Consider the following 19,242-nt stretch of genomic DNA (forward strand, 5'->3'; position numbering starts at 1 on the left):
AAAAGATAGACGAGCTCGAAATCAATTGATTTCGAGCTCGTCTTTTGCTGTCTTTAAGTTAGCGATAGCACCATGTCCAGATGGGGAATTCCCGTGTCCAAATAGACCGCACTCGTTGGCTGAAAGCCAAACGAGGCGTAAAACTTCTGCAGATACGCCTGAGCCTGAATGACAATAGCCGTGGCTTCTGGATACGTGCGGCGAGCCGCCGTCAGAGCCATGGTCACCAGTCGCCGTCCGGCCCCCGTACCACGATGGTTCGGGGCGACCAACACGCGACCGATGCGTACTTGCTGGCCCTCATCGATCAATCGGGCGTAAGCGGTGACGTGTCCCATCGCGTCTTGGGTAAACAAATGCTGGGCTTGGACGTCTAAATCATCAACTTCCTGATACGCACACGCCTGTTCCACCACGAATACGGCCACCCGGACGCGATAAATTTCAAACAATTCGGTGGGCGTAAGTTGGGCGAACCCTTTTTGCTGAAAGTCTGACATCAATCCACCCCCGCCTAATTCAAATGCTTAATATGGTTCTGATGGGCCAGCGGATATTCAACTGGCGTATCCCAATCCGTTAGCATCTTATCCGTTATCTCGACGCGCTGTAACTCCAAGTTATCGTAAGGTTCCATGTAGTAGGCCCGTTCGTTCAGGCTCATGTAACCCCGATACTGCGTGTAGTCACTGCTGCCATCCGGCTTGAGTTTAACACCCTTAGGAATCGTCACGCCATCCAGCAGATGTTGCAACAAGTTCATGGTCGTTGGTGTATCGGCAGTTGGCCGGCTGTAGTGCTTGTTAAAGACCGTGCGCACAAACCGTGAAGGAGACGTGTAATCCCCAGGCATCCCAAAGGCCCCCGTTCCCGGCCCAACCGTCTTGAGATTGAAACCTTGATAGTCGTGGAGGGGGCGCGTATCCGCCACCAAGGTGCCGTACGTGCTCAGGTTCTGCAGGTGCCAGCTTAACTGGGGCGAGTTAGCCATGACCCCGACTGGATCCTCAATCAAGTGCAAGTCGTGATCGGTGGCTTCTAACACCGCCGTATCGCCAGTCGGATCACTGAAAATGAAGTGTAACGGCACCGTAATTCCCAGTAGTGCGACGGGTTTATCCACAATCTGAATCTCCTTAATTAGCTCACGTAAATCCGCAACGCTCCGAGCATTTCCGAGCACCCAAGCCGTCAGGTCATGGGGGGCAATTCCCAGCTTATCGGCCGGTGCGGACTGCGCGTACTGGGCGTAATCCGAGAAATACAGGGCGGCCGCGCCCAGACCAAACTCATTAACCCCATCAACAAACATGTAGTGACTCAGGTTACGCCCGGCCCCGACAAATCCAAATTTCGTCGTAAACTCACCGGCATCGCCTTGAATCTTCTGGTTCCGGGGCATGAAGATCGGCTGACCACCCAGCTCAAATCCAAAGTCCATGGTGCGAGCCAGGAAGTGGTCTCCACGGCTATTCTCGTAAGTCAAACTCGTACACATCAAAATCATCCCGTTTCCAATTTAGTTACCAATCATTTTAACCCTAAATCAGATGGCGTGCACGGATAATCGTTGATTATATAACTTATTTTTATAAATCCCGCCAAATCGCATAGCACCGCCGTTTTACGGTTCATCCCCAGAACCGTATGTGGGGCAAAAGATTGCCCATTATGGCGATCATTGGCTGACCAAATGACTGCGTTTATTTAGCAATTACTCAGTCTCATGGTTAGCCGGTGTCCACGATGGACGGGCCTTCATTTTCTTCAGTAAAGATATGTGTCACACCCTTTTACAGGGACACCCTAATCCCCATCATTGAAGGCATCCACGCAGACCGTAAAATTCATCAGTCGGTTAACCTTAACGAATGCAGTAAATTTCCTGTCCCAGTTGCGTTTCCAAACTGGCGGCACGCATCTGACCATGCTCGTCAGGACTACTCCCCCATTTCCGCTTAGCCTTCATCAATTTGGTAAGTAATCTTACTTTCCCCGTTGCCATTGCTAACCACTTGGAGCTGGTTGGGTACTTGGGCGCGTAATTCGCTGACGTGACTGATAATACCAATCATGCGGTGCTGGCCTTCCACCGTCTCCAATGATTCCAAGGCGGTCATCAAGGCATCCTCGTCCAACGAGCCAAACCCTTCGTCAATAAATAGCGCATCGACATCCACACTCCCTGTGGTCTGTTGAATCACTTCCCCCAAGGCCAGCGCTAGTGCCAAGGCGGCAATGAAGCTCTCACCCCCAGATAGCGTATGAACACTACGCTGCTCACCAACGTGGTCGTCATAGACGTTAATTTCCAAGCCGGAATTCTTTTTATACGTGGCCGGCTGGTCATCCACCAAGAACTGATAGCGGCCGTTAGTCAATTGCTGCAGGCGCTGATTGCCGACCGTTAAAATCTGCCGGAGATACGTCTGCAACACGTAACGTTCCAAGCCCAGCTTGCTGTTGGGACCATCCCCATTGACCACATCGACCAACTCCGTTAGCTCCTGCGACCGTTTAAGGGCCGTTTCCTGTTGTGCCATCTGACGTTTCAGCGCTGACACCGTCTCGGCGTTACGTTGAAATTGATCCTGTTGGTTGTGGCGTTGATCCTGTAGCGCGTTGACCTGCTTAGCCGCAGCTTGCAAAGCCGCTTGGGTCTGTGCCCGATCGGGTTCCGGTTGGTCGGCCACCCGCTTTTTTAGCTCCGCAATCGTGGTGGTTACCCGCTCTTGCTGGGTCCGAAAGTCCTGTACCCGTTGGCGTTTCTGGGGTAACGTCGTGAGTTGTTCGAGGCATGCGGCCACTTGGCTTTCCGTTTCCGGCGTGACCGCCTCAAAATGCTGGCTCAGCAACGCCTGAACTTGGTCAGCAGCCATTTGACAGCGCTGTTGACTTTTCTCCAATTCCGCCGTGGCCGCCTTGACCTCAGTCGTAGCAACGGTTAGCCGATCTGTGGCCTGCTTAACGCGTTGGGTAACGGCCTCCCAGGCAGCTTGATCGGTCGCTAGTTGCTGTTGAAGCTGTTGTTCCTGTCGCTTGAAATCGGCTAACGTCGCGGCCGTAGCCGGTAGTTGTTGCCGTTGGGTGGTTAACTGAGCCGTTAAGCGGTCAACAGCGCGGGTCTTTTCTTGCTGCGTTGTCTGAGCCGTCTGCAATTGCTGCTCGCATTGCGTGACTTGCTTCTTCAGTTGGTCAACCTGAGCTTGCGCCTGCGTAATGGCGGCCTGCTGTTGGTGTAACGTCCGTAACGCGGCTTGTTGTTGGTTGGTTAGATCTGCTAGGCGTTGGGCAACCGCCGGCAACGTCATGGGGTCTACCGCAACCGTTGCGGGTAAACTCTGCCAAAATACCCGCACATCCGCTTGCTGCTGGGTTTGCCGCGTCGTTAACTCTTCCCGTAAATTTTGTTGCCGCGTGGTCAACTGCGTTAAACGATCCTGCTGCTGTTGGGCCACTGCTTGCGCCTGTTTGACTTCGGCCTCTGTAACCGTGGTATCCGCAACTGCCGCCGGTGACGGATGATCCGTGGCCCCACAGATGGGACAGGGACTGCCCGGTTTCAGCTGGCCCACTAACCGAACAATTTCATGGTTTAAGAGCTCTTGATTTAAGTCTTCCGCCTGCTGGCGAGCCTGACCCGTCGCCTGCCGCTGCGTTGCAATCTGTGTTTGCAGCGCTGTTAACTGCTTTGTCTCTTGCTGCTGTTGCTGCTCAGCTGTTTGGAGCGCCGTTAGCTGGCGATTCCAGTCCTTGAGCTGTCCGTCTTGTTTGGTGAGTTGTTGACCCGTCTGATAGAGGGTCGCCTGACCAGTGACCACTTGCTGTTGGTCCTGCAGTTCCTGTTTGGTCTGCGTTAACTTTTGCTGAAGCGCCACCACCGTCTGTTGGGCAGCCGACGCGTCCTTTTTTCCTTGGCTTAGTTGCGTGGTCAGCGCCGCAATCTGCTGGTAAATCGGCTTAATCTTGGCCTGTTGGGCCAGTTCATCCTTGGTCGTCGCGATGCGATCGGAAATTGACTGCGCATCGGTCTGAGCAGTTGTAGCCGTCACGTGGGCCGCTTGTGCCTGATCCAACCCAGCCTGTGCTTGCTGCAGCGCGGTTCGCCGCTGCGTCAAGTTATGACGGGCAGTCTGCCGTTCTTGCCACTGGGATTGAATACCTTGACTCCACTCCAACTCCGCAATCTGCTGCTGTACCGTCTTCATTGCCGGGGCTTGAGCCGCCAACTTCTGCTGACGATCGGTCTGAATGACCAGCTGCTGGCGGTCTTGTAGCAACTGCTCTTCTCGAGTATCCTGCTTCGTCAGCATCGTCACCTGATCCTGCGCGGCTGTCACTTGTTCCGTGAGCGCCGCCACCGCTGACTGCGTAGCCTGTTGCTGCTCTTCCACTAGTGTTAGCAAGGCCGGTGTCTGATGAGCATCTAACAGTTCCGTTGCCCGATCCTGATTCGCCTGAGTCCAGATTAGTCGCGTCTGAAGCTGCTCCAACTGTTGGGCAACTTTTTCCGTCTGTGCACGATCCCGCCGCCGTTTATCGCGTAGCTGGTCCGTCCACCGCGCGAAAATTTCCGTGTTAAATAATTGCTCCAACACAGCGGCCTTATCCTCACTGGGTGCGACCAAGAATCGACGAAATTCACCCTGCGGCAACAGAACGATTTGAGCAAATTGCTTGCCGTCCATCTGTAACAATTCCTGCAAATACTCGTTGACTTGCCGAGCTTTGGTGAGCTGCTTAATCTCCGTTTCCCGTTCAAACACCGTTAGTTCAACGCTCGCAGCTGTTCGTTTGACTCCCGTTCCCCGTTTTTTCTTCAGTATCTGAGCAGGTTCTCTGACGATCCGATACGTCCGATTCCGGTGACTAAATGTAAAGGTCACCCGGGTATGATCACCAGTCGTGGCAAAATCCGACCGCATGTCTTGCGGCTCTCTATCCACCCCGGAAGACTGGTCAAACAGCGCGTAACACATGCCATCAAAGATTGTGGTCTTGCCACTACCCGTTTTACCGCTAATTAAAAAGAGTGGTGTGGCGTCAAATTTTTGAAAATCGATATTTTCGTCCCGATAAGGACCAAAAAACTGGAGGTGTAAGGTTAATGGTCGCATCGCTTATTTTTCCTCCTTCATGGCATCTTGTAAGGTCGTCTTCGCCCAAGTCTGTTGCTGCATCGTCAAGGCATGGGTCGTGACTGTGTCAAAGAAGTCCCCTAACAAGGTCAGCGGGTCACGCTGCACTTCCTCAATGTTTAACGTCGTCGGTGTAACGTCCAGTTGGTTGACCCGTTGCAGTTCAATGATCTTGGGGAACCGGGTCTTTAGCCGCTGCATGACGTTGGCAATCGGCGTCGTATCCGTTAATTCTACGGCAATAAAGTCATCGGCCGAAACCGGGTAGCTCACCTCGGAATCTATCAAATGGTCAAATGAGTCAGTCAACACAACCAGGTCATGGAGGGGCTTCAGTGGCTTAAATGTCACGCTGACTGGCGTCTGATCGGTATCCACAATCCAAACACCTTTGGTATCCTCGGCCTCACTCGTCGAAAATTTCAACGGTGAACCGCTGTATTTAATCACGGGTTCGTTCTGTAAGGCTTCCTTGCGATGCAAGTGGCCCAAGGCAACGTAGTCAAACGGTGCCAGCAAATCCACGGGCACCGCGTTCAGACCACCCACTTGAACCAACGTTTCCGAGTCACTGTGTTGGCTGCCAGCCGCAAAGAAATGGGCCACCAGTACGTGCTTCATCTGTGGGTCAAATTGGGCCTGCATCGCCGCCACCAATCGTTCCATCCCCGCCGCAACCGTCTTAATGCTGTCATCGTGGAAATACTGCCGAACAGCAAACGGCTCAAAATACGGCAACAGAAAAAATTGGGTATTCCCCATGACCACGGGCTTCACACCATCGGCAATCCGCGTCTTCAAATAAAAATCGGTGCTGGCGTACCACTCACTTCCCTGGCCCAGCCGCACCGCCGAGTCATGATTACCACTAATGGCTAGCAGCGGCAAATGTTGCTGGCGATTCAAGTCGACCAGCATCTCATCCAAGGCACTGACAGCATCTTCACTCGGCAACGCCCGATCGTAAAGATCCCCAGCAATGACGACCGCATCGACCCGCTCCGCAAGTGCAATCGCCTTAATCTGTTCGTAAGCATCCCGTTGTTCCGTCAGTAAATCATAACCGTGAAGCTTTTTGCCGATATGCCAATCGGCCGTATGTAAAAAGCGCATGACATCTCTCCTCTCTACTGATTCTCCGGCGCCCAGTCACAACCCAGTACATGGTCATTAACCAACCCGGCGCCCTGCAAAAATGAATATACGGTGGTGGGCCCGACAAATTTAAATCCCCGCTTCTTCAACTCACGAGAAATGTGCTGGGACAAATCCGTTGTCGCGGGAACTTCATCGTCTGTCGTCACCTTGTGGCGGATCGGGTGTCCCCCAACAAAGTCCCACAGCCAGGTGGCAAAATCGGGCGTATCCGGCCAATTCATCAGTACCCGCGCATTATTGACCGTCGCCTCTAATTTACGGCGATTCCGAATAATCGCCGCATTGGTCATCAACCGATCGATGTCAGCCGACTGCATGGCTGCCACGGCGGCAATATCATAGTAATGGAACGCCGCTTCAAAGGCTGACTGCTTATTCAAAACCGTCTGCCAGCTTAATCCCGCCTGATAGGTCTCCAAGCAGAGCAATTCAAACAGCGTCCGTGTGTCATGCTCTGGACGGCACCAAACCTCATCGTGATACCGTTGCATAGCTGCTGAAGACATTGCCCAAGCACACCGTTTAACCATCGTGAAACCTCCTCTTTTCTGTTGTCTTTACTATACCAGATTCGCCGGGAAAAGGCCCGAACAAATGTTCACTTCTATATTTTTGAAACCGTCATCATTGCCGTCGTTATTGAGAATGTTAGTTAAAAATTAACAGGCAGTTTTTACTTGACCGCCCCCGCAGAAAAGGCTATGCTATTGTAAATGTTACGTTTTGGGGAATTGAGGAGGTTAGTATCATGCACAGAGCACACCATCTGAAAGCGCGATCGTTAGCGATTGCTGCGGCAGCCGCACTCCTATTCGCGCCGGCTGTTGCCACCAGTACCGTCACAGCACAAGCAGCCAGCGTGACGCCTTCAGCCGCCAAGTTGAAGAAGTCCAAGAGCTACTACCGTAAGAACGCCAAAAGCTTGGGCAAGAAGTACAAGTTAGCCTTTGACGCCCAAACCGCTCTGAAGAAGAACGGCAAAGCTACGGTGTGGATCAACACCAAGGACGCCAAACTCAAGAGCAGTGTTAAAATCGCCATGAACTACTGGAACAAGAAGCTGGGTAAGAAGGAGTTCGTGCAGGGGTCTAAAAAGAACCATACCCTGACCTTCTCCGTCTCCAAGGCGAAAGCCACGAAGAGCGATCAGAGTGACGCCTGGTGGACGCCTAGCAATAAACGACTACAAGTTCGGTGGTCCTACTATCAGGCCGAAACCAAAAATATCGGGGTCGCCATGACCAACCAGTTAAACGATGCGTTCTACAACAAGTACGCCAACACCATTGAATCGCACGCCAAAGCCAACTTAGCAGCTAAGGGGATCACGTCTGCTGACACCGACTACCAGGACGCCTTCAACGCCGAAGCGCAATCCGTCGAAAAGTCTCTGCCGGCTTACAGTACGCTTGAAAAAGAAGTCCAAGGCGTCAACACGGTGGCCAAGAACGGCCGAATGTACGAGTACGCTAGCACGATTGCCCACGAACTGGGCCACGTGATGGGACTCAATCATTCACCGAATAAATCAGACCTGATGTACTTTGAAAGTGGTAACAGCAACGTTTACAGCTACAAGAAAGTCAAGGCCGGGTTGTCTAAATATAATCCGGTCACGAAGACCGATAAGAACCGTGCAAAACTCGCCCTTAAAATTTACACGGCTGTTCACTAAATTTAACGTCAACTTCTACCCGGAATTCAGTTCCGGGTATTTTTTATTTGCTCACCAAAATTGTCGCTTTTCACGAGCTTGCAATCTAACTGTAATCAATTGTAAATCTGTAGTAACCTGCTAGCTGGTCACACCGTGTACAATAGCAGGTAAAGACTGAGGAGGATGTCATTCATGCAAATTAAGTTACATAAATTGGTTGCCGGTATCGCGGCTTTTGCAGCTGTGTTGGCCGTTGGGGTTAGTTTGAACACGACGACGGCGAACGCTGCGGGTAAGAAAGTTGCCGATATCTCGCAATACCAAGGGAATATCAATTGGAAAAAAGCGTCTAAGGACTTAAAGTACGCGATTATTCGGGTTCAACACGGGAGTAAGGGTGACGCTGGCTACATGATCGATAGCAAGCGTAACGTCAACGCTAATGGTGCTTACAAGAACGGCGTGCCATTCGGCCAGTACATGTTTGCCGAATTCACCAGCGTTAAGGATGCCCAACAAGAAGCCAAGGACTTCTACAAGCGGAGCAACAAGCATACGAAGTTCTTCGTCTTGGATGAAGAAAAGCGGATGCCATCTGCTAAAGGTAAGGAACAAACTTACGTTAACGCTTGGTTGAAGACGATGCGTGGGTTGACCGACAAGCCATTAATCATGTACGCCGGCGAATACTACGCCAACGCACACAACCTGAACTTCGACAAGTTTGATGGTACTTGGATTGCCAAGTACAGTTCCGTTAAGCCTAAGGTCAGCGGCACGTCCGTCGACTTGTGGCAATACACCAGTACTGGCCGCGTCTCCGGTATCAGTGGCAACGTTGACTTGAACAAGGTACTTGATAGTTCTGCCGTGAATAAGTGGTTCTCCGGCAAGACCAAGAGTGCAGCTAGCTACTACAAGAGCATGACTGACGTTAGTGGTATCAAGACCAAGAAGACCGTCTACCAATACAATTCAACGTCATTCACGAAGAACAAGCGCAGTACCAAAGTTACTGCTGGGACGAAGTTGGCCGTTAAAGCCATCACCAAGAACAGCAAGAACGCCTACCGTTTCCAATTAACTAACGGTAAGTACGTCACGGCGAACCAGGCCTACGTTTCAACTTATTAATCAGTCATCTATTAAGGGTCACTGGCCATCGCCAGCGGCCCTTTTTTGATCTCATGTTTACATCCTTAGACTGGTGGATTCGCTGTTATTGAAAGCGGTTAATTATGCTATGATAAAGCTATGAAATCTTTGGGAGGGATTGGTATGCAAGGTCTATTACTCGTTAACTTAGGCTCACCGGCATCCCCAGAAACAGCGGATGTACGCGCCTACCTCAAGACATTTCTCAGTGATCGCAGTGTGATTGAAATGCCACCGGCGCTCTGGCAACCCATTTTACGGGGGATTATTCTGCCGTTACGGTCCTGGCGCTCGGCCACCTTTTATCAACACATCTGGACCAAGGAGGGATCGCCTCTCGTCGTTTATACGCAACGGATCGCCCAGCAGGTCCAACAGTTATTACCCGACTGGCAGGTCCGGTACGCCATGACCTATGGTGAACCGGACATTGCACAGACGCTAAACGATATGGTCCGTCAGGGCTGTGAACACGTTGTTCTCCTGCCTCTCTTCCCCCAATACACCCAGAGCACGCATGGTGGTATCTTCAAACAAGCTTCAGCTAGTGATGCCGAACTCCTGACCATTCGCCACTTCTACCAGGAACCGGCCTACCTCGACTTGTTGGCCGATCAGGTCTGGCACGCCTACCAGCAGGCTGATTTCGACGCCGTTCTCTTCAGTTACCACAGCATTCCTAGCGCGATGGTGGCGCACGGCGACCCCTATCCCGACGAATGCCAGGCCACGACACGCGGCGTACTCGAGCGCCTACCGGACTTACCTGCTGAGAAGGTTCAGACCGTCTATCAGTCCAAGTTTGGGCCGATGCCGTGGCAGAAACCGTACTTAAAAAATACGCTCATGCAACTCGTCGAATTGGGCAAACGAAATGTTCTAATTGCCACACCGTCCTTCGTGGCCGACTGTCTGGAGACCTTGGAGGAAGATTACGTTCAAAATTACCAGACGTTCAAGGCCAGTGGCGGCGATAACTTTCAGCTGGTGCCGCCCATGAACGACGACCCGCGCTTTGCAAAATTCCTCGCCGCGTTGGCGCAACGAAGGGCGCGTGATGGCCATGCCTGAACCTCAACGTCCCAGTCTAGACGAGGTCAACCGTAGTGTGGCCGTTCCCAACTATGGTGCCTCATTTTTCCAAAAATTTCTCGCCTATAGCGGACCGGGGGCCCTGGTCGCCGTGGGCTACATGGATCCCGGCAACTGGCTAACTTCACTAGCGGGTGGCAGCCAGTACCGCTACCAATTACTGGCCGTGTTGACGCTTTCCATTCTGGTTGCCATGTTCATGCAGACCCTCGCCATTAAGTTGGGCGTGGTGGCCCGCCGCGACCTGGCCCAGGCAATCGCCGAGCGGGTACCGACGCCGCTACGGTTCACACTGTGGATTCTCAACGAAATCGCCATGATGGCTACCGATCTGACGGGCGTGGTAGGTACCGCCATCGCGTTGAAGCTTCTCTTCGGCCTGCCGCTAGTCTACGGCATTCTGTTGACGATTGCGGACGTTCTGATTGTGCTCTTATTTCTGCGCTTTGGGATTCGACGCGTCGAATTCATTGTCTTGGCCGCCATCCTGACCGTGGGCGTCATCTTTGCCATTGAAGTCGCCCGCGCACATCCCGCCCTGCCGGCGATTCTGCGGGGCGTCGTGCCCACAACTAGCCTGTTGACGGACCACCGCCGCTTGATTCTCAGTGTCGGTATCATTGGTGCGACCATCATGCCCCACAACCTTTACCTGCATTCATCCTTGGCGCAGAGTCGGCGCTACGACTACCATGATCCTCAGCAAGTCAACGAGGCGCTGCGATTTGGCAAATGGGACTCCAACGTCCACCTAATTGCGGCGCTAATTGTCAACGCGCTACTGCTGATCCTAGGCGGCACTCTCTTCTTCGGGCGCACGGGCCAACTCACCAGCCTGCAAGCCGTCTTCACAGGGCTTAAAAATTCGGCGATTGTCGGTAGTCTGGCCAGTCCCGTCATGAGCTGGCTCTTCGCCTTTGCGCTCCTCATCACCGGATTAATCTCCTCTATCACCAGTACCCTCTCCGGTCAAATCGTGATGGAAGGTTACATTCACATTCGCCTACCACTCTGGCAACGACGACTACTGACACGATTCGTCACGCTCATTCCGATTCTCCTCATTGGGTGGCTCATCGGCTTTAACGACCGAACGTTTGAGCACCTCATCGTCTACGCACAGGTCACGTTGAGTGTGGCCCTTCCCTTTACGCTATTTCCGATGGTGGCCCTCACTGGTAGCACCCAGCTTCTCGGTGAACACGCCAATCGGCGCTGGGTCACCGCCTTAGGTTACCTGCTCACTGCCGTCATTACCGTATTCAATCTGCAATTATTACGTGATCTCTTCTAAAAAAACTCCCGACAAGTCCTGTCGAGAGTTTTTTCGGTTACTGTAACCCGGTAACCACCTGTAATGTAGCCGAATAATAATTGTGTTTTTCGATGGTCCGCGGCAATTGCTTAGCCGTCTTGTTCTTCAGTCCAGTTTGTTTCAACGTCTTCGCGGCAAAATGAACGGGGGCTGTGAACGCCGTATTTTCATAAGAATTGACCGCCTTGCCACCTAACGTGTAGACCGCGGTGATTTTTTTCTTACGATTGAAGAATTTCAACTGCTTCAACAGCGCCTTCTTGGTCGTACTATCCTTGCGAATCTTGTAGGTTTGCGCTAGCCGCCAAGGTACCCGGTTAGCATTGTAACCCACCTGATTATCCGTGCTGGATTCGATGCTATATGGTTTCACGGCCTTCAGCTTCAGACTCTTTCCCGTCACCAGGATAAAATCAGGGAACAGCCCCGTCTTGTGACGCGCACTGAGTTTCTTCACGGCCGACTGGCTACGCTTGGCTACCTTCGTCCACGTCCCATCCTTGGTGTAGGTAGCGAACGTCTTGAAGTACCCCGTCATCAGGTCGGAGGTCCGCAATTTGCTCAAATCATAACTATTTGTGGCCCAGTTGCCCATCGTCGGCAGGTAGGTCGTATGATTGATTTCTTTTTGCTTAATGGCCTTGATCAGCTTCTTGGCTGCGGCCCGGTAATTGGTGTGCTTACTGCCCCACTTCTTGTCCGCCAAGATTAAGGCGTAGGCGATATCCAAGTCGCCATCCGTTGCAGAATTTCGTTGCGAGCCCGTGCTGGTCATCTTGCCACCACGCTTGGTCTGTTGCCACTGCATGAGCGGCACCTTGCTGGAAACGCGATGCGCCCGGTAGTATTTATACATCTGGTTAAATGTCGTCTGGGTCTTGGCCCCCTTCTTGGCCGCCAGGACGGTCGCTAACATCCCGTAGCCCTGTCCCTCAGACAGCGCCGTGGTTGCGCCCTGACCGTTATTAGACTTCACGTACTTTTGCGTCTTTCCACCAACGTAGGCCTTCTTCCACTGCCGGTACTGCGTCACGGCCTGGCTGGTCTTAGCCTGTGCGGTCGTTGGTCGTAATACATTTAAGCCCATGACCAAGCCACTCACAGCTAACATACCGAGAAGGCCAGCGAAAATTTTACGTTTCTGCATCCCAAATCAGTCCCCTTTTTGATGCGTCTTTATGTTTTATTATGTAACTTTTCTCACAACTTGTCGTCCAAAATGACTCAGTCTGCTGGAAATGGCCTAGAAAAAATTAGCAAAAAAAGGCGTCCAGGAAGGGGCCCCGGACGTCAATTCTGTCTAGTCTTTAAAGATTTCCTTGGCAATGACAAATGCGGACCAAGCCTTAGGCCAACCCACGTAGAAGGCTAAATGCGTAATCACTTCGGAGATTTCATCCTTGGTGATGCCATTGCCCTTGCCAATCTTCAGGTGGGCGGGCAATTGTTCAAAATTCCCCGCCGAAATCAAGGCGGAAATGGTAATCAGACTCCGTTGATGAGCGGACAGCTTGTCCTCACGCGACCACACTTGCCCGAATAAAACATCATCATTTAACTCGGCAAATTTAGGGGCAAATTCACCTAAATTATCCCGACCAGCCGTTTGTTTCTTTGCCATTATCCGTAACCTCCTAGTCTAAAGCGTCGTAATGAGCATCGTCAACGGGTTCCAACCATTCTGGCGTGCCCGCGGTGATGGCGATGTGGCTGAACCAGCTATCCTTCGTCGCACCGTGCCAATGCTTAACACCATCTTTAGTAACCACCACGTCACCAGGATGTAAGCGCCGTGCGGGTTGACCGGCTTCCTGGTACCAGCCTTCGCCGCCAGTTACCAGTAAAATTTGAAAGCCGTTGTGGTGAATATGCCAGTTGTTCCGGCAACCGGGTTCAAACGTCACGTTACCAACCCCCACACTGACGTCGGGATCATTGACTAATCCTTGTAAGTAACTTTGTCCGGTGAAAACATCCTGATAGGCCACGTTCTTGTCGCCAGCAGGAAAAATCACACCATTTTTGACTTCTTCATTTTTTGCCAAATTCATGCACTCCTTTGCTATTCTTGGTTAAAGCGTTGCAAATAATCGTGGAAACTCTCGGAATCGGCGATGGTCTGGTCCAGCTTACCGTCGTACCAGTCAATCTTGTGACGTAGCACTTGCAGATGCATCTGTAGTTCGGCAATATCGGCCTCAGCATCATCCTTAGTTTTCTGCAACATCTCCCGGCGTTCGGGAATCGTTGCGTCGCCCTGGGCCCGCAACGTCACGTAACGTTTAAGCTCATTGAGTCGCATGCCGGTGCCCTTCAAATGTAAGATGAACCCTACCCACCGAATATCCAAATCCGTGTAGTAACGGATGCCAGCCTCATCGCGATGAGACTTAATCAGGCCCTGGTCCTCGTAGTACCGCAACGTATACGTGGATAGACCCACTAATTTGGCAAATTCGCCAATCCGATAACGACGGTTCGTCTCTACCATGTCGCCACCTCCTTCGCTTCCTAACAAGTCCTAGTAAACACCTTAGAGTGCACTTTAAGTCAAGCTGAATTTGATAAAAAATAAAAAAGCCGGACGCGCCGCCCGACCCTTAATCTATTCCAATGTCATCTGATCGATGACTAACTGCATCATCTGCTGGAACCGTTCGTCAATCCGCTTCTGCGGCAACTTCAAGTACCCCCCCAGTTCCTGCATGATAAAGCCAAACAGGGCCGAACGATACAACGTCGATTCAACTAAGTTGGGATTATCGGCCCCTTCCAGTACGTGCAGGCTCTCAAACATTTGCTTATACAAGTCCCATAAGGCTTGATGCGTTCGCTTTAATTGACGTAAGTCATTGGAATTCATTAAAATGGGCGCCAGGTGTTTTTCCTGACGACACCCCTTCCGGAATTCCTGGGCAAAGACCATTAAGGCTTCTTTTCCACCCACGCCAAACAAACGATGCATCAACCGATCAGTCAACTTATTGACGAAGCGTAGCCCCACTTGATCGAGCAAATCATTCAAACTATCCGCGTAGTTATAAACGGATTGCGGTCGAATCTCCAAGGCATCCGCTAAGGCCCGGATCGTCAGGTTTTCCAATCCCCGCTCCGCGATCAACCGGTTCGCCTGATCCAACACAATCTCTCTGGTTAATGTTCGCCGTTTTACCACGTTCTCGCCTCTTTCTGAAGTGTTCAATACTTCCTATTATACCTTGAATAGGTGTCTTAAACCAAATCAATCATGGGGCTCCCACGCTTATTTCTTCGGGCGATCACGAGAAAAAAGATCGGCTAACGACACCCAAGCCTGACCGTACCCGCCACCTATCAGACCACTGCCCAACATAGCCAGCAGAAAACTACGCGTCAGCCATGCCCGTTGCTCGGTCTTAATCTGCTTATCTTCAATCATGATTGACGCTCCAAGGCACCGGCACGTTGCGCGACCACCCGGGCGGCCAACTGGTTAGCGCGTTGAACGGCCGTCGCTACCGCATGTCCGGTCGCCAATTCAGCCAATAAACCACCGCAGTGCGTGTCGCCGGCGCCAATCGTATTCACCACCTGCGTCGCTTCGCCGGGAACCATCGTCCCCACGCCATGATCGACGTAGTAACATCCCTGGGCATCCAGCGTGACGACGACCGGTGCTTCTGTCTGAGCATTCAACCGCTGCGCGATGGCCTGGTAGGTTTCTGTGGGCGCACCCAACTGTTGAATCTCGACCGCGTTCCCATGAATGATGACGCCCGGCCGAATCAGCTGCTCGATAACTGCTGGCGCCAACTGGCTAACGCGTGGTGACGTGTCAAACAGCACCCGTAATTGTGGGTGGCGCTGCAGCGCTGTTAAAATGACCGCGGCCGCCTGTGGATCCTCCAGCTCATAACCGGAAAGATAGACGTAATCGTAGGCGGCTAAGTCGAGACGTGAAAACCACGCCGCCTGCCAATACCGTTCGACACCACTAATGGACAGAAACGCCCGCTCACCAGTGGCCTCGACAAAGGAAATATCCCAGCCGTTGTCCGCCCGTGAATCCTCTAGGCGTATCGGAATCTTCAAGCGGTCAAAGGTTGACCGCACAATTGTCGCGTGTTCGCCGCGACCAATCGGTGCCAGGAGATCGGCCGTGACACCCGCATACGTCAAGGCCCGCTGAACGTTAAAGGCCGACCCACCCACTTGCGTACTGCGCCACTCACCAGCAACATCTTCTCCACTTTGTGGCAACCGCTGAACGTTAATCACAACGTCCACATAGGCGGCGCCAATGACCAATACCCGTCCCACGTTACTCGACCTCCTCAGTCAGTCGTTTCCCAATGGGCCGTAGCACCAGCATGCAGATCACCGCCGCCAAGCCAGCGATGAATACGCCTAAGCTGTTATCCCGGAAGATTCCCTGTGCAAACGGCCCATTCCACACTGCGTTATTCGTGAATAGAAAGCCGGTCACCACCGCCACGATCCAGGAGCTGATTCCTTTCCAATTATAGCGATTGGTCGAGGACAACATCATCTCACTCACGGCATACCCCTCACGGCGATAAAGCACGCTGTCACAGAGAAAGACGGCGACCCATGCGGCTAGGCACGTGCCCAAAAAGCCCAAGAATAATTCGAAATTCCCCATAAAGTCTTCCGCCACAAAAAGCACGTAGACGGGAATCAAAATGACAATTGCCCCGTGAAGCAACAGTGAATGCGGCTGAGAAATGTGAATTCCCACCGTTTCCAGATTAATCCGTGCTGAACGCAGACTGATAATACACTGGGGAATCAATCCACCAGCGGCGACTAAGAAGTAAATCACCGTCATCCATGAAGGCAGGGCACGACTCATCACGTCAATGGGATTCGCAGCACTGGCCAGTCCCGGTTCAACAGTACTGAGGAGCACACCACCCCACATGAGGATGAATAATGGTACCGCGCCACCCAACAATGTATGCCAAAAGGTCGCACGTTGCGTGGCCTGGGGTTTAACATAGGCGCCCCAATCCGCCGCGGCCATGGACCAACTAATCCCGGAACCGGCAGCGACAATGGATACGGCCGGCCAAAACCCGCCTAACCATTTACCAGACGGTCGAGCCAGGGCCTGTTGCCAATCGGCTTTCATCAAGAACAAAATTAAGATGACGACCGTTAGCGCCCCAAAGATCCACGACAGCCAGGTTTGAATCTTGGCTAGAAAGGCTTCATCTACCAATCCCGATAGAATGACTACCCCAGCAAAGACGGCTAAGGCAATAGCCATCACTACGCCGGACTTGGCAACGTGGACGACTTGTAGGAGCGAGACCAACAGGAGGGTCCCCGTAATGACGTTGATGGCGAGCCACCCCACCATGTTGACCCAAGCAATCCCGTTGGGCAATTTATTTCCCTGCGTCCCGTATGCGGCCCGAGAGAGTTTAAACGTTGTGACACCCTCACGTTTGCCAATCATGGCGACCCAACCGGGAAAGACGAAGGACAGTGCCCCAACCAGTGAAGCCAGCGTGGCCTGAACAAACGAGAGATGATAGCTCACAATAATCGCACCGAATACAATTCCCATGATGCCGATGTTGGCCGCAAACCAATTGTAAAACAGTTTTCCCGGCGTTAACGTCTTGTCTTTCTGTGGTACTTTCAGTGTTTCCCCATTCATATTTTCCAAACTCCTCAGTTATGTATTTGTTGATTACGGCAGGCGACAATCGCCGTCACGTAGGTCGATAAATGATGCTGCGGATTCTGTTGATCGATGAGACTTCCCCACCCCAATGGCAAGCAATGGTAGCCGAGCTTAGCGCCGCAAACGGCGACGGCCATCGCCCCGATCGTATCGGTATCCCCACCAAGATTCGCCGCTAGGAGCGCACACTGCCGCAGATCACGCGTGTAGTAGGCTAACGCCAAGGCCGCCGGCACCGATTCACTCACCGCCGTACCGGTCCCCACCAGTTCGGTGAGTTGCCGGGTAAATTCGGCCGGATCGCCCTGCGTGGCCCGAGCAATCTCCAGTCCCAAGCGTAACCGGGCCTGAGGACTAGCGGCCCATGTCGGCGTCCCCAGGCGTTTGGCAGCATCACCAGCCATGATTGCCCACTCAAGAAGTGCGTCCCAATCCTGATCGGCCAACGCGGCCGTGACCGCACCGGCAATCATGGCCGCACCGCTAAAAGCAACATCCGTGGCGTGGGTCACGCGCGTGATGGCGACCACCATTTTTACCAGCTCAGGTAACTGTTCCGGCGTAAACAGCGTTCCGATCGGTGCAATTCGCATAGCACAGCCATTGGTGACGGCCTGTCGCGTGACATGCTGCGGGTCTTGGCCTGCCTGGATGGCGAGCAACGCCGCCTTCGAACTGGGACCGAGAATATTGCGCTCAAAGGCGTGGACTGATTTCGCCCAAGCTAAGAACCGTTGCGCCAAGTCAGTCGGCGAGACCTCCCACCGCTGTGCGCGCAGACTGTCTAAAATCAGCAGCGCTTGACTGGTATCATCCGTATATTGTCCCCGCAAATAGTTCATGGCGATGGTGTTTGTGCGTGGACCGGTCACAAAATCCGTGATGCCGGCGGGATATGTCCGCTGAATCTGGGCAACCGACCAGAGCTCCGTGGGCATCCCCATGGCATCTCCGATGGCCTGACCATACAGTACGCCGCGAATCCGGTCGGTCAGGCGATCTTGATTCATTTTCCCCACTTCATTCACCCCCTCCTAAAAATTGAATATCCCCACTATACCGGAAGTCGCTGACCTTGTCAGAAATGAACACTTACAAATTTATTTATATTATTATTCGTGTATATTGCCAAATTTGACTACAAAAAAACGTATAGCCCGATAAGCTATACGTTAAAAGCGATTAATCAAATTCTTCGTATTCATTGGGATCCTGACCATCCACTCGGCCATCCGCACGGTTCAAGTCGTTGATGGCACTCATTTCTTCGGGCGTCAGATTAAAGTCAAAAATGTTCAGGTTAGAGCGCTGATGCAGCAGGTTGCTGGCCTTAGGAATTGGCACAATTCCTCGTTGAAAATGCCAACGCAGGATAATCTGGCCCACGTTCTTCGCGTATTTCTTCGCCAATTTCTGAATCAGAGGTTCCTTTAGCGCCGCGCTACCGCGACCCAGTGGACTCCACGCCTCGGTCACAATGCCTCGCTGCTGGTCGGCCGTTAACATCCGCTGATTGTTCCAGTAAGGATGGGCTTCGATCTGATTGACAGCCGGTGTGACTCCCGTCTCCTTGACCAGACGATCCAGATGTTCTGGCTCAAAGTTGGAAACCCCAATCGAGCGAATCAACCCACGGGATTGGGCATCAATCAGGGCCTGCCAAGCTTCGACGTAGTGGTCACGCTTAGGCAATGGCCAGTGGATAAGGAATAAATCGAAATAATCCAGTCCCATACGATAGAGTGATTCCTGAATGGCCATGGTGGCGTCGGCATACTGGTGATATTTTCCCGGTAATTTCGAAGTCACAAAGAAGGCCGAACGAGGCAACCCAGAGCGGCGAATCGCCTCGCCCACGGCCCCTTCATTGTCGTAGTTGGTCGCCGAATCCAGACTGCGGTAGCCATCTTTAATCGCCGCTAAGATCTGGTTGACGCCCTGACCGCCACGAACTTGAAACGTGCCTAGTCCGATCGCCGGCATTTGGCACCCGTCATTAAACGTTACTGTTGGTGTATCTGTCATCAAATAACCT

19 protein-coding genes are annotated in these 19,242 nt (G+C 52.5%); 4 read left to right on the forward strand and 15 right to left on the reverse strand.

Annotated features, from left to right (window positions below; translation table 11 throughout):
- Positions 1 to 53 precede the first annotated feature (53 nt).
- The 5 genes from KB236_07445 to KB236_07465 all read right to left on the reverse strand — a co-directional run bounded on the left by KB236_07445 (position 54) and on the right by KB236_07465 (position 6,826).
- Positions 54 to 500, reverse strand: coding sequence for a GNAT family N-acetyltransferase (locus tag KB236_07445; GenBank protein ID UIF28382.1), 447 nt, complete (start codon positions 498 to 500; stop codon positions 54 to 56).
- A 14-nt stretch (positions 501 to 514) separates the two neighbouring features.
- Positions 515 to 1,498, reverse strand: coding sequence for a choloylglycine hydrolase family protein (locus KB236_07450; GenBank protein UIF28383.1), 984 nt, complete (start codon positions 1,496 to 1,498; stop codon positions 515 to 517).
- Between the two features lie 460 nt (positions 1,499 to 1,958).
- Positions 1,959 to 5,117: an SMC family ATPase gene (locus KB236_07455; protein UIF28384.1), complete on the reverse strand. Its 3,159-nt coding sequence runs from the start codon at positions 5,115 to 5,117 to the stop codon at positions 1,959 to 1,961.
- A gap of 3 nt (positions 5,118 to 5,120) precedes the next feature.
- On the reverse strand, positions 5,121 to 6,251 hold the full coding sequence (locus KB236_07460; protein ID UIF28385.1) for an exonuclease SbcCD subunit D: 1,131 nt from the start codon (positions 6,249 to 6,251) through the stop codon (positions 5,121 to 5,123).
- 14 nt (positions 6,252 to 6,265) lie between these two features.
- On the reverse strand, positions 6,266 to 6,826 hold the full coding sequence (locus tag KB236_07465; protein ID UIF28386.1) for a DNA-3-methyladenine glycosylase I: 561 nt from the start codon (positions 6,824 to 6,826) through the stop codon (positions 6,266 to 6,268).
- 218 nt (positions 6,827 to 7,044) lie between these two features.
- Between KB236_07465 and KB236_07470 the strand changes: the two genes are divergently transcribed.
- From KB236_07470 to KB236_07485, 4 genes are all read left to right on the forward strand, one after another.
- A complete protein-coding gene (locus KB236_07470) occupies positions 7,045 to 7,971 on the forward strand; it encodes a matrixin family metalloprotease (GenBank protein ID UIF28387.1) in 927 nt (308 codons plus the stop codon).
- 174 nt (positions 7,972 to 8,145) lie between these two features.
- Positions 8,146 to 9,087 carry a 1,4-beta-N-acetylmuramidase gene (locus tag KB236_07475; protein ID UIF28388.1) on the forward strand — a complete coding sequence of 314 codons (942 nt, stop codon included), beginning with the start codon at positions 8,146 to 8,148 and terminating at the stop codon, positions 9,085 to 9,087.
- A 144-nt stretch (positions 9,088 to 9,231) separates the two neighbouring features.
- Positions 9,232 to 10,179: a ferrochelatase gene (gene hemH / locus KB236_07480; protein ID UIF28389.1), complete on the forward strand. Its 948-nt coding sequence runs from the start codon at positions 9,232 to 9,234 to the stop codon at positions 10,177 to 10,179.
- Entirely contained in the window at positions 10,166 to 11,494 is a 1,329-nt protein-coding gene (locus KB236_07485) for an Nramp family divalent metal transporter (GenBank protein ID UIF28390.1), read from the forward strand. Before hemH ends, KB236_07485 begins: the two co-directional genes overlap by 14 nt.
- 37 nt (positions 11,495 to 11,531) lie before the next feature.
- Here KB236_07485 and KB236_07490 read toward each other — a convergent pair whose 3' ends face one another.
- The 10 genes from KB236_07490 to KB236_07535 form a co-directional block, all read right to left on the reverse strand.
- Positions 11,532 to 12,662, reverse strand: a complete 1,131-nt coding sequence (locus tag KB236_07490) for an endoglucanase (GenBank protein UIF28391.1) — start codon at positions 12,660 to 12,662, stop codon at positions 11,532 to 11,534.
- 153 nt (positions 12,663 to 12,815) lie between these two features.
- Positions 12,816 to 13,136, reverse strand: a complete 321-nt coding sequence (locus tag KB236_07495; protein ID UIF28392.1) for a carboxymuconolactone decarboxylase family protein — start codon at positions 13,134 to 13,136, stop codon at positions 12,816 to 12,818.
- Positions 13,137 to 13,149: 13 nt separating this feature from the next.
- Positions 13,150 to 13,560: a cupin domain-containing protein gene (locus KB236_07500; protein ID UIF28393.1), complete on the reverse strand. Its 411-nt coding sequence runs from the start codon at positions 13,558 to 13,560 to the stop codon at positions 13,150 to 13,152.
- A 17-nt stretch (positions 13,561 to 13,577) separates the two neighbouring features.
- Positions 13,578 to 14,006, reverse strand: a complete 429-nt coding sequence (locus KB236_07505; GenBank protein ID UIF28394.1) for a MerR family transcriptional regulator — start codon at positions 14,004 to 14,006, stop codon at positions 13,578 to 13,580.
- Between the two features lie 114 nt (positions 14,007 to 14,120).
- The gene (locus KB236_07510; GenBank protein ID UIF28395.1) at positions 14,121 to 14,690 is read right to left on the reverse strand and encodes a TetR/AcrR family transcriptional regulator; all 570 of its coding nucleotides are present in this window, start codon (positions 14,688 to 14,690) and stop codon (positions 14,121 to 14,123) included.
- 87 nt (positions 14,691 to 14,777) lie between these two features.
- A complete protein-coding gene (locus KB236_07515; GenBank protein UIF28396.1) occupies positions 14,778 to 14,933 on the reverse strand; it encodes a hypothetical protein in 156 nt (51 codons plus the stop codon).
- Positions 14,930 to 15,814, reverse strand: coding sequence for a bifunctional hydroxymethylpyrimidine kinase/phosphomethylpyrimidine kinase (locus KB236_07520; GenBank protein ID UIF28397.1), 885 nt, complete (start codon positions 15,812 to 15,814; stop codon positions 14,930 to 14,932). Before KB236_07520 ends, KB236_07515 begins: the two co-directional genes overlap by 4 nt.
- A 1-nt stretch (position 15,815) precedes the next feature.
- Entirely contained in the window at positions 15,816 to 17,180 is a 1,365-nt protein-coding gene (locus tag KB236_07525) for a cytosine permease (protein ID UIF28398.1), read from the reverse strand.
- Positions 17,181 to 17,194: 14 nt separating this feature from the next.
- A complete protein-coding gene (locus tag KB236_07530) occupies positions 17,195 to 18,217 on the reverse strand; it encodes an ADP-ribosylglycohydrolase family protein (protein UIF30322.1) in 1,023 nt (340 codons plus the stop codon).
- Between the two features lie 172 nt (positions 18,218 to 18,389).
- On the reverse strand, positions 18,390 to 19,232 hold the full coding sequence (locus KB236_07535; GenBank protein ID UIF28399.1) for an aldo/keto reductase: 843 nt from the start codon (positions 19,230 to 19,232) through the stop codon (positions 18,390 to 18,392).
- Positions 19,233 to 19,242: the final 10 nt, after the last annotated feature.

The organism is Levilactobacillus brevis, assembly GCA_021383565.1.
Classification (GTDB): domain Bacteria; phylum Bacillota; class Bacilli; order Lactobacillales; family Lactobacillaceae; genus Levilactobacillus; species Levilactobacillus brevis_B.

Excerpts from the sequence above, each read along its gene's own strand:
- KB236_07535 (UIF28399.1), bottom strand. The coding sequence starts at position 19,232 with ATGACAGATACACCAACAGTAACGTTTAATGACGGGTGCCAAATGCCG.
- KB236_07505 (UIF28394.1), bottom strand. The coding sequence starts at position 14,006 with ATGGTAGAGACGAACCGTCGTTATCGGATTGGCGAATTTGCCAAATTA.
- KB236_07455 (UIF28384.1), bottom strand. The coding sequence starts at position 5,117 with ATGCGACCATTAACCTTACACCTCCAGTTTTTTGGTCCTTATCGGGAC.
- KB236_07525 (UIF28398.1), bottom strand. The coding sequence starts at position 17,180 with ATGAATGGGGAAACACTGAAAGTACCACAGAAAGACAAGACGTTAACG.
- KB236_07450 (UIF28383.1), bottom strand. The coding sequence starts at position 1,498 with ATGTGTACGAGTTTGACTTACGAGAATAGCCGTGGAGACCACTTCCTG.
- KB236_07445 (UIF28382.1), bottom strand. The coding sequence starts at position 500 with ATGTCAGACTTTCAGCAAAAAGGGTTCGCCCAACTTACGCCCACCGAA.
- KB236_07515 (UIF28396.1), bottom strand. The coding sequence starts at position 14,933 with ATGATTGAAGATAAGCAGATTAAGACCGAGCAACGGGCATGGCTGACG.
- KB236_07490 (UIF28391.1), bottom strand. The coding sequence starts at position 12,662 with ATGCAGAAACGTAAAATTTTCGCTGGCCTTCTCGGTATGTTAGCTGTG.
- KB236_07530 (UIF30322.1), bottom strand. The coding sequence starts at position 18,217 with ATGAATCAAGATCGCCTGACCGACCGGATTCGCGGCGTACTGTATGGT.
- KB236_07460 (UIF28385.1), bottom strand. The coding sequence starts at position 6,251 with ATGCGCTTTTTACATACGGCCGATTGGCATATCGGCAAAAAGCTTCAC.
- KB236_07470 (UIF28387.1), top strand. The coding sequence starts at position 7,045 with ATGCACAGAGCACACCATCTGAAAGCGCGATCGTTAGCGATTGCTGCG.
- KB236_07475 (UIF28388.1), top strand. The coding sequence starts at position 8,146 with ATGCAAATTAAGTTACATAAATTGGTTGCCGGTATCGCGGCTTTTGCA.
- KB236_07485 (UIF28390.1), top strand. The coding sequence starts at position 10,166 with ATGGCCATGCCTGAACCTCAACGTCCCAGTCTAGACGAGGTCAACCGT.
- KB236_07465 (UIF28386.1), bottom strand. The coding sequence starts at position 6,826 with ATGGTTAAACGGTGTGCTTGGGCAATGTCTTCAGCAGCTATGCAACGG.
- KB236_07495 (UIF28392.1), bottom strand. The coding sequence starts at position 13,136 with ATGGCAAAGAAACAAACGGCTGGTCGGGATAATTTAGGTGAATTTGCC.
- hemH (UIF28389.1), top strand. The coding sequence starts at position 9,232 with ATGCAAGGTCTATTACTCGTTAACTTAGGCTCACCGGCATCCCCAGAA.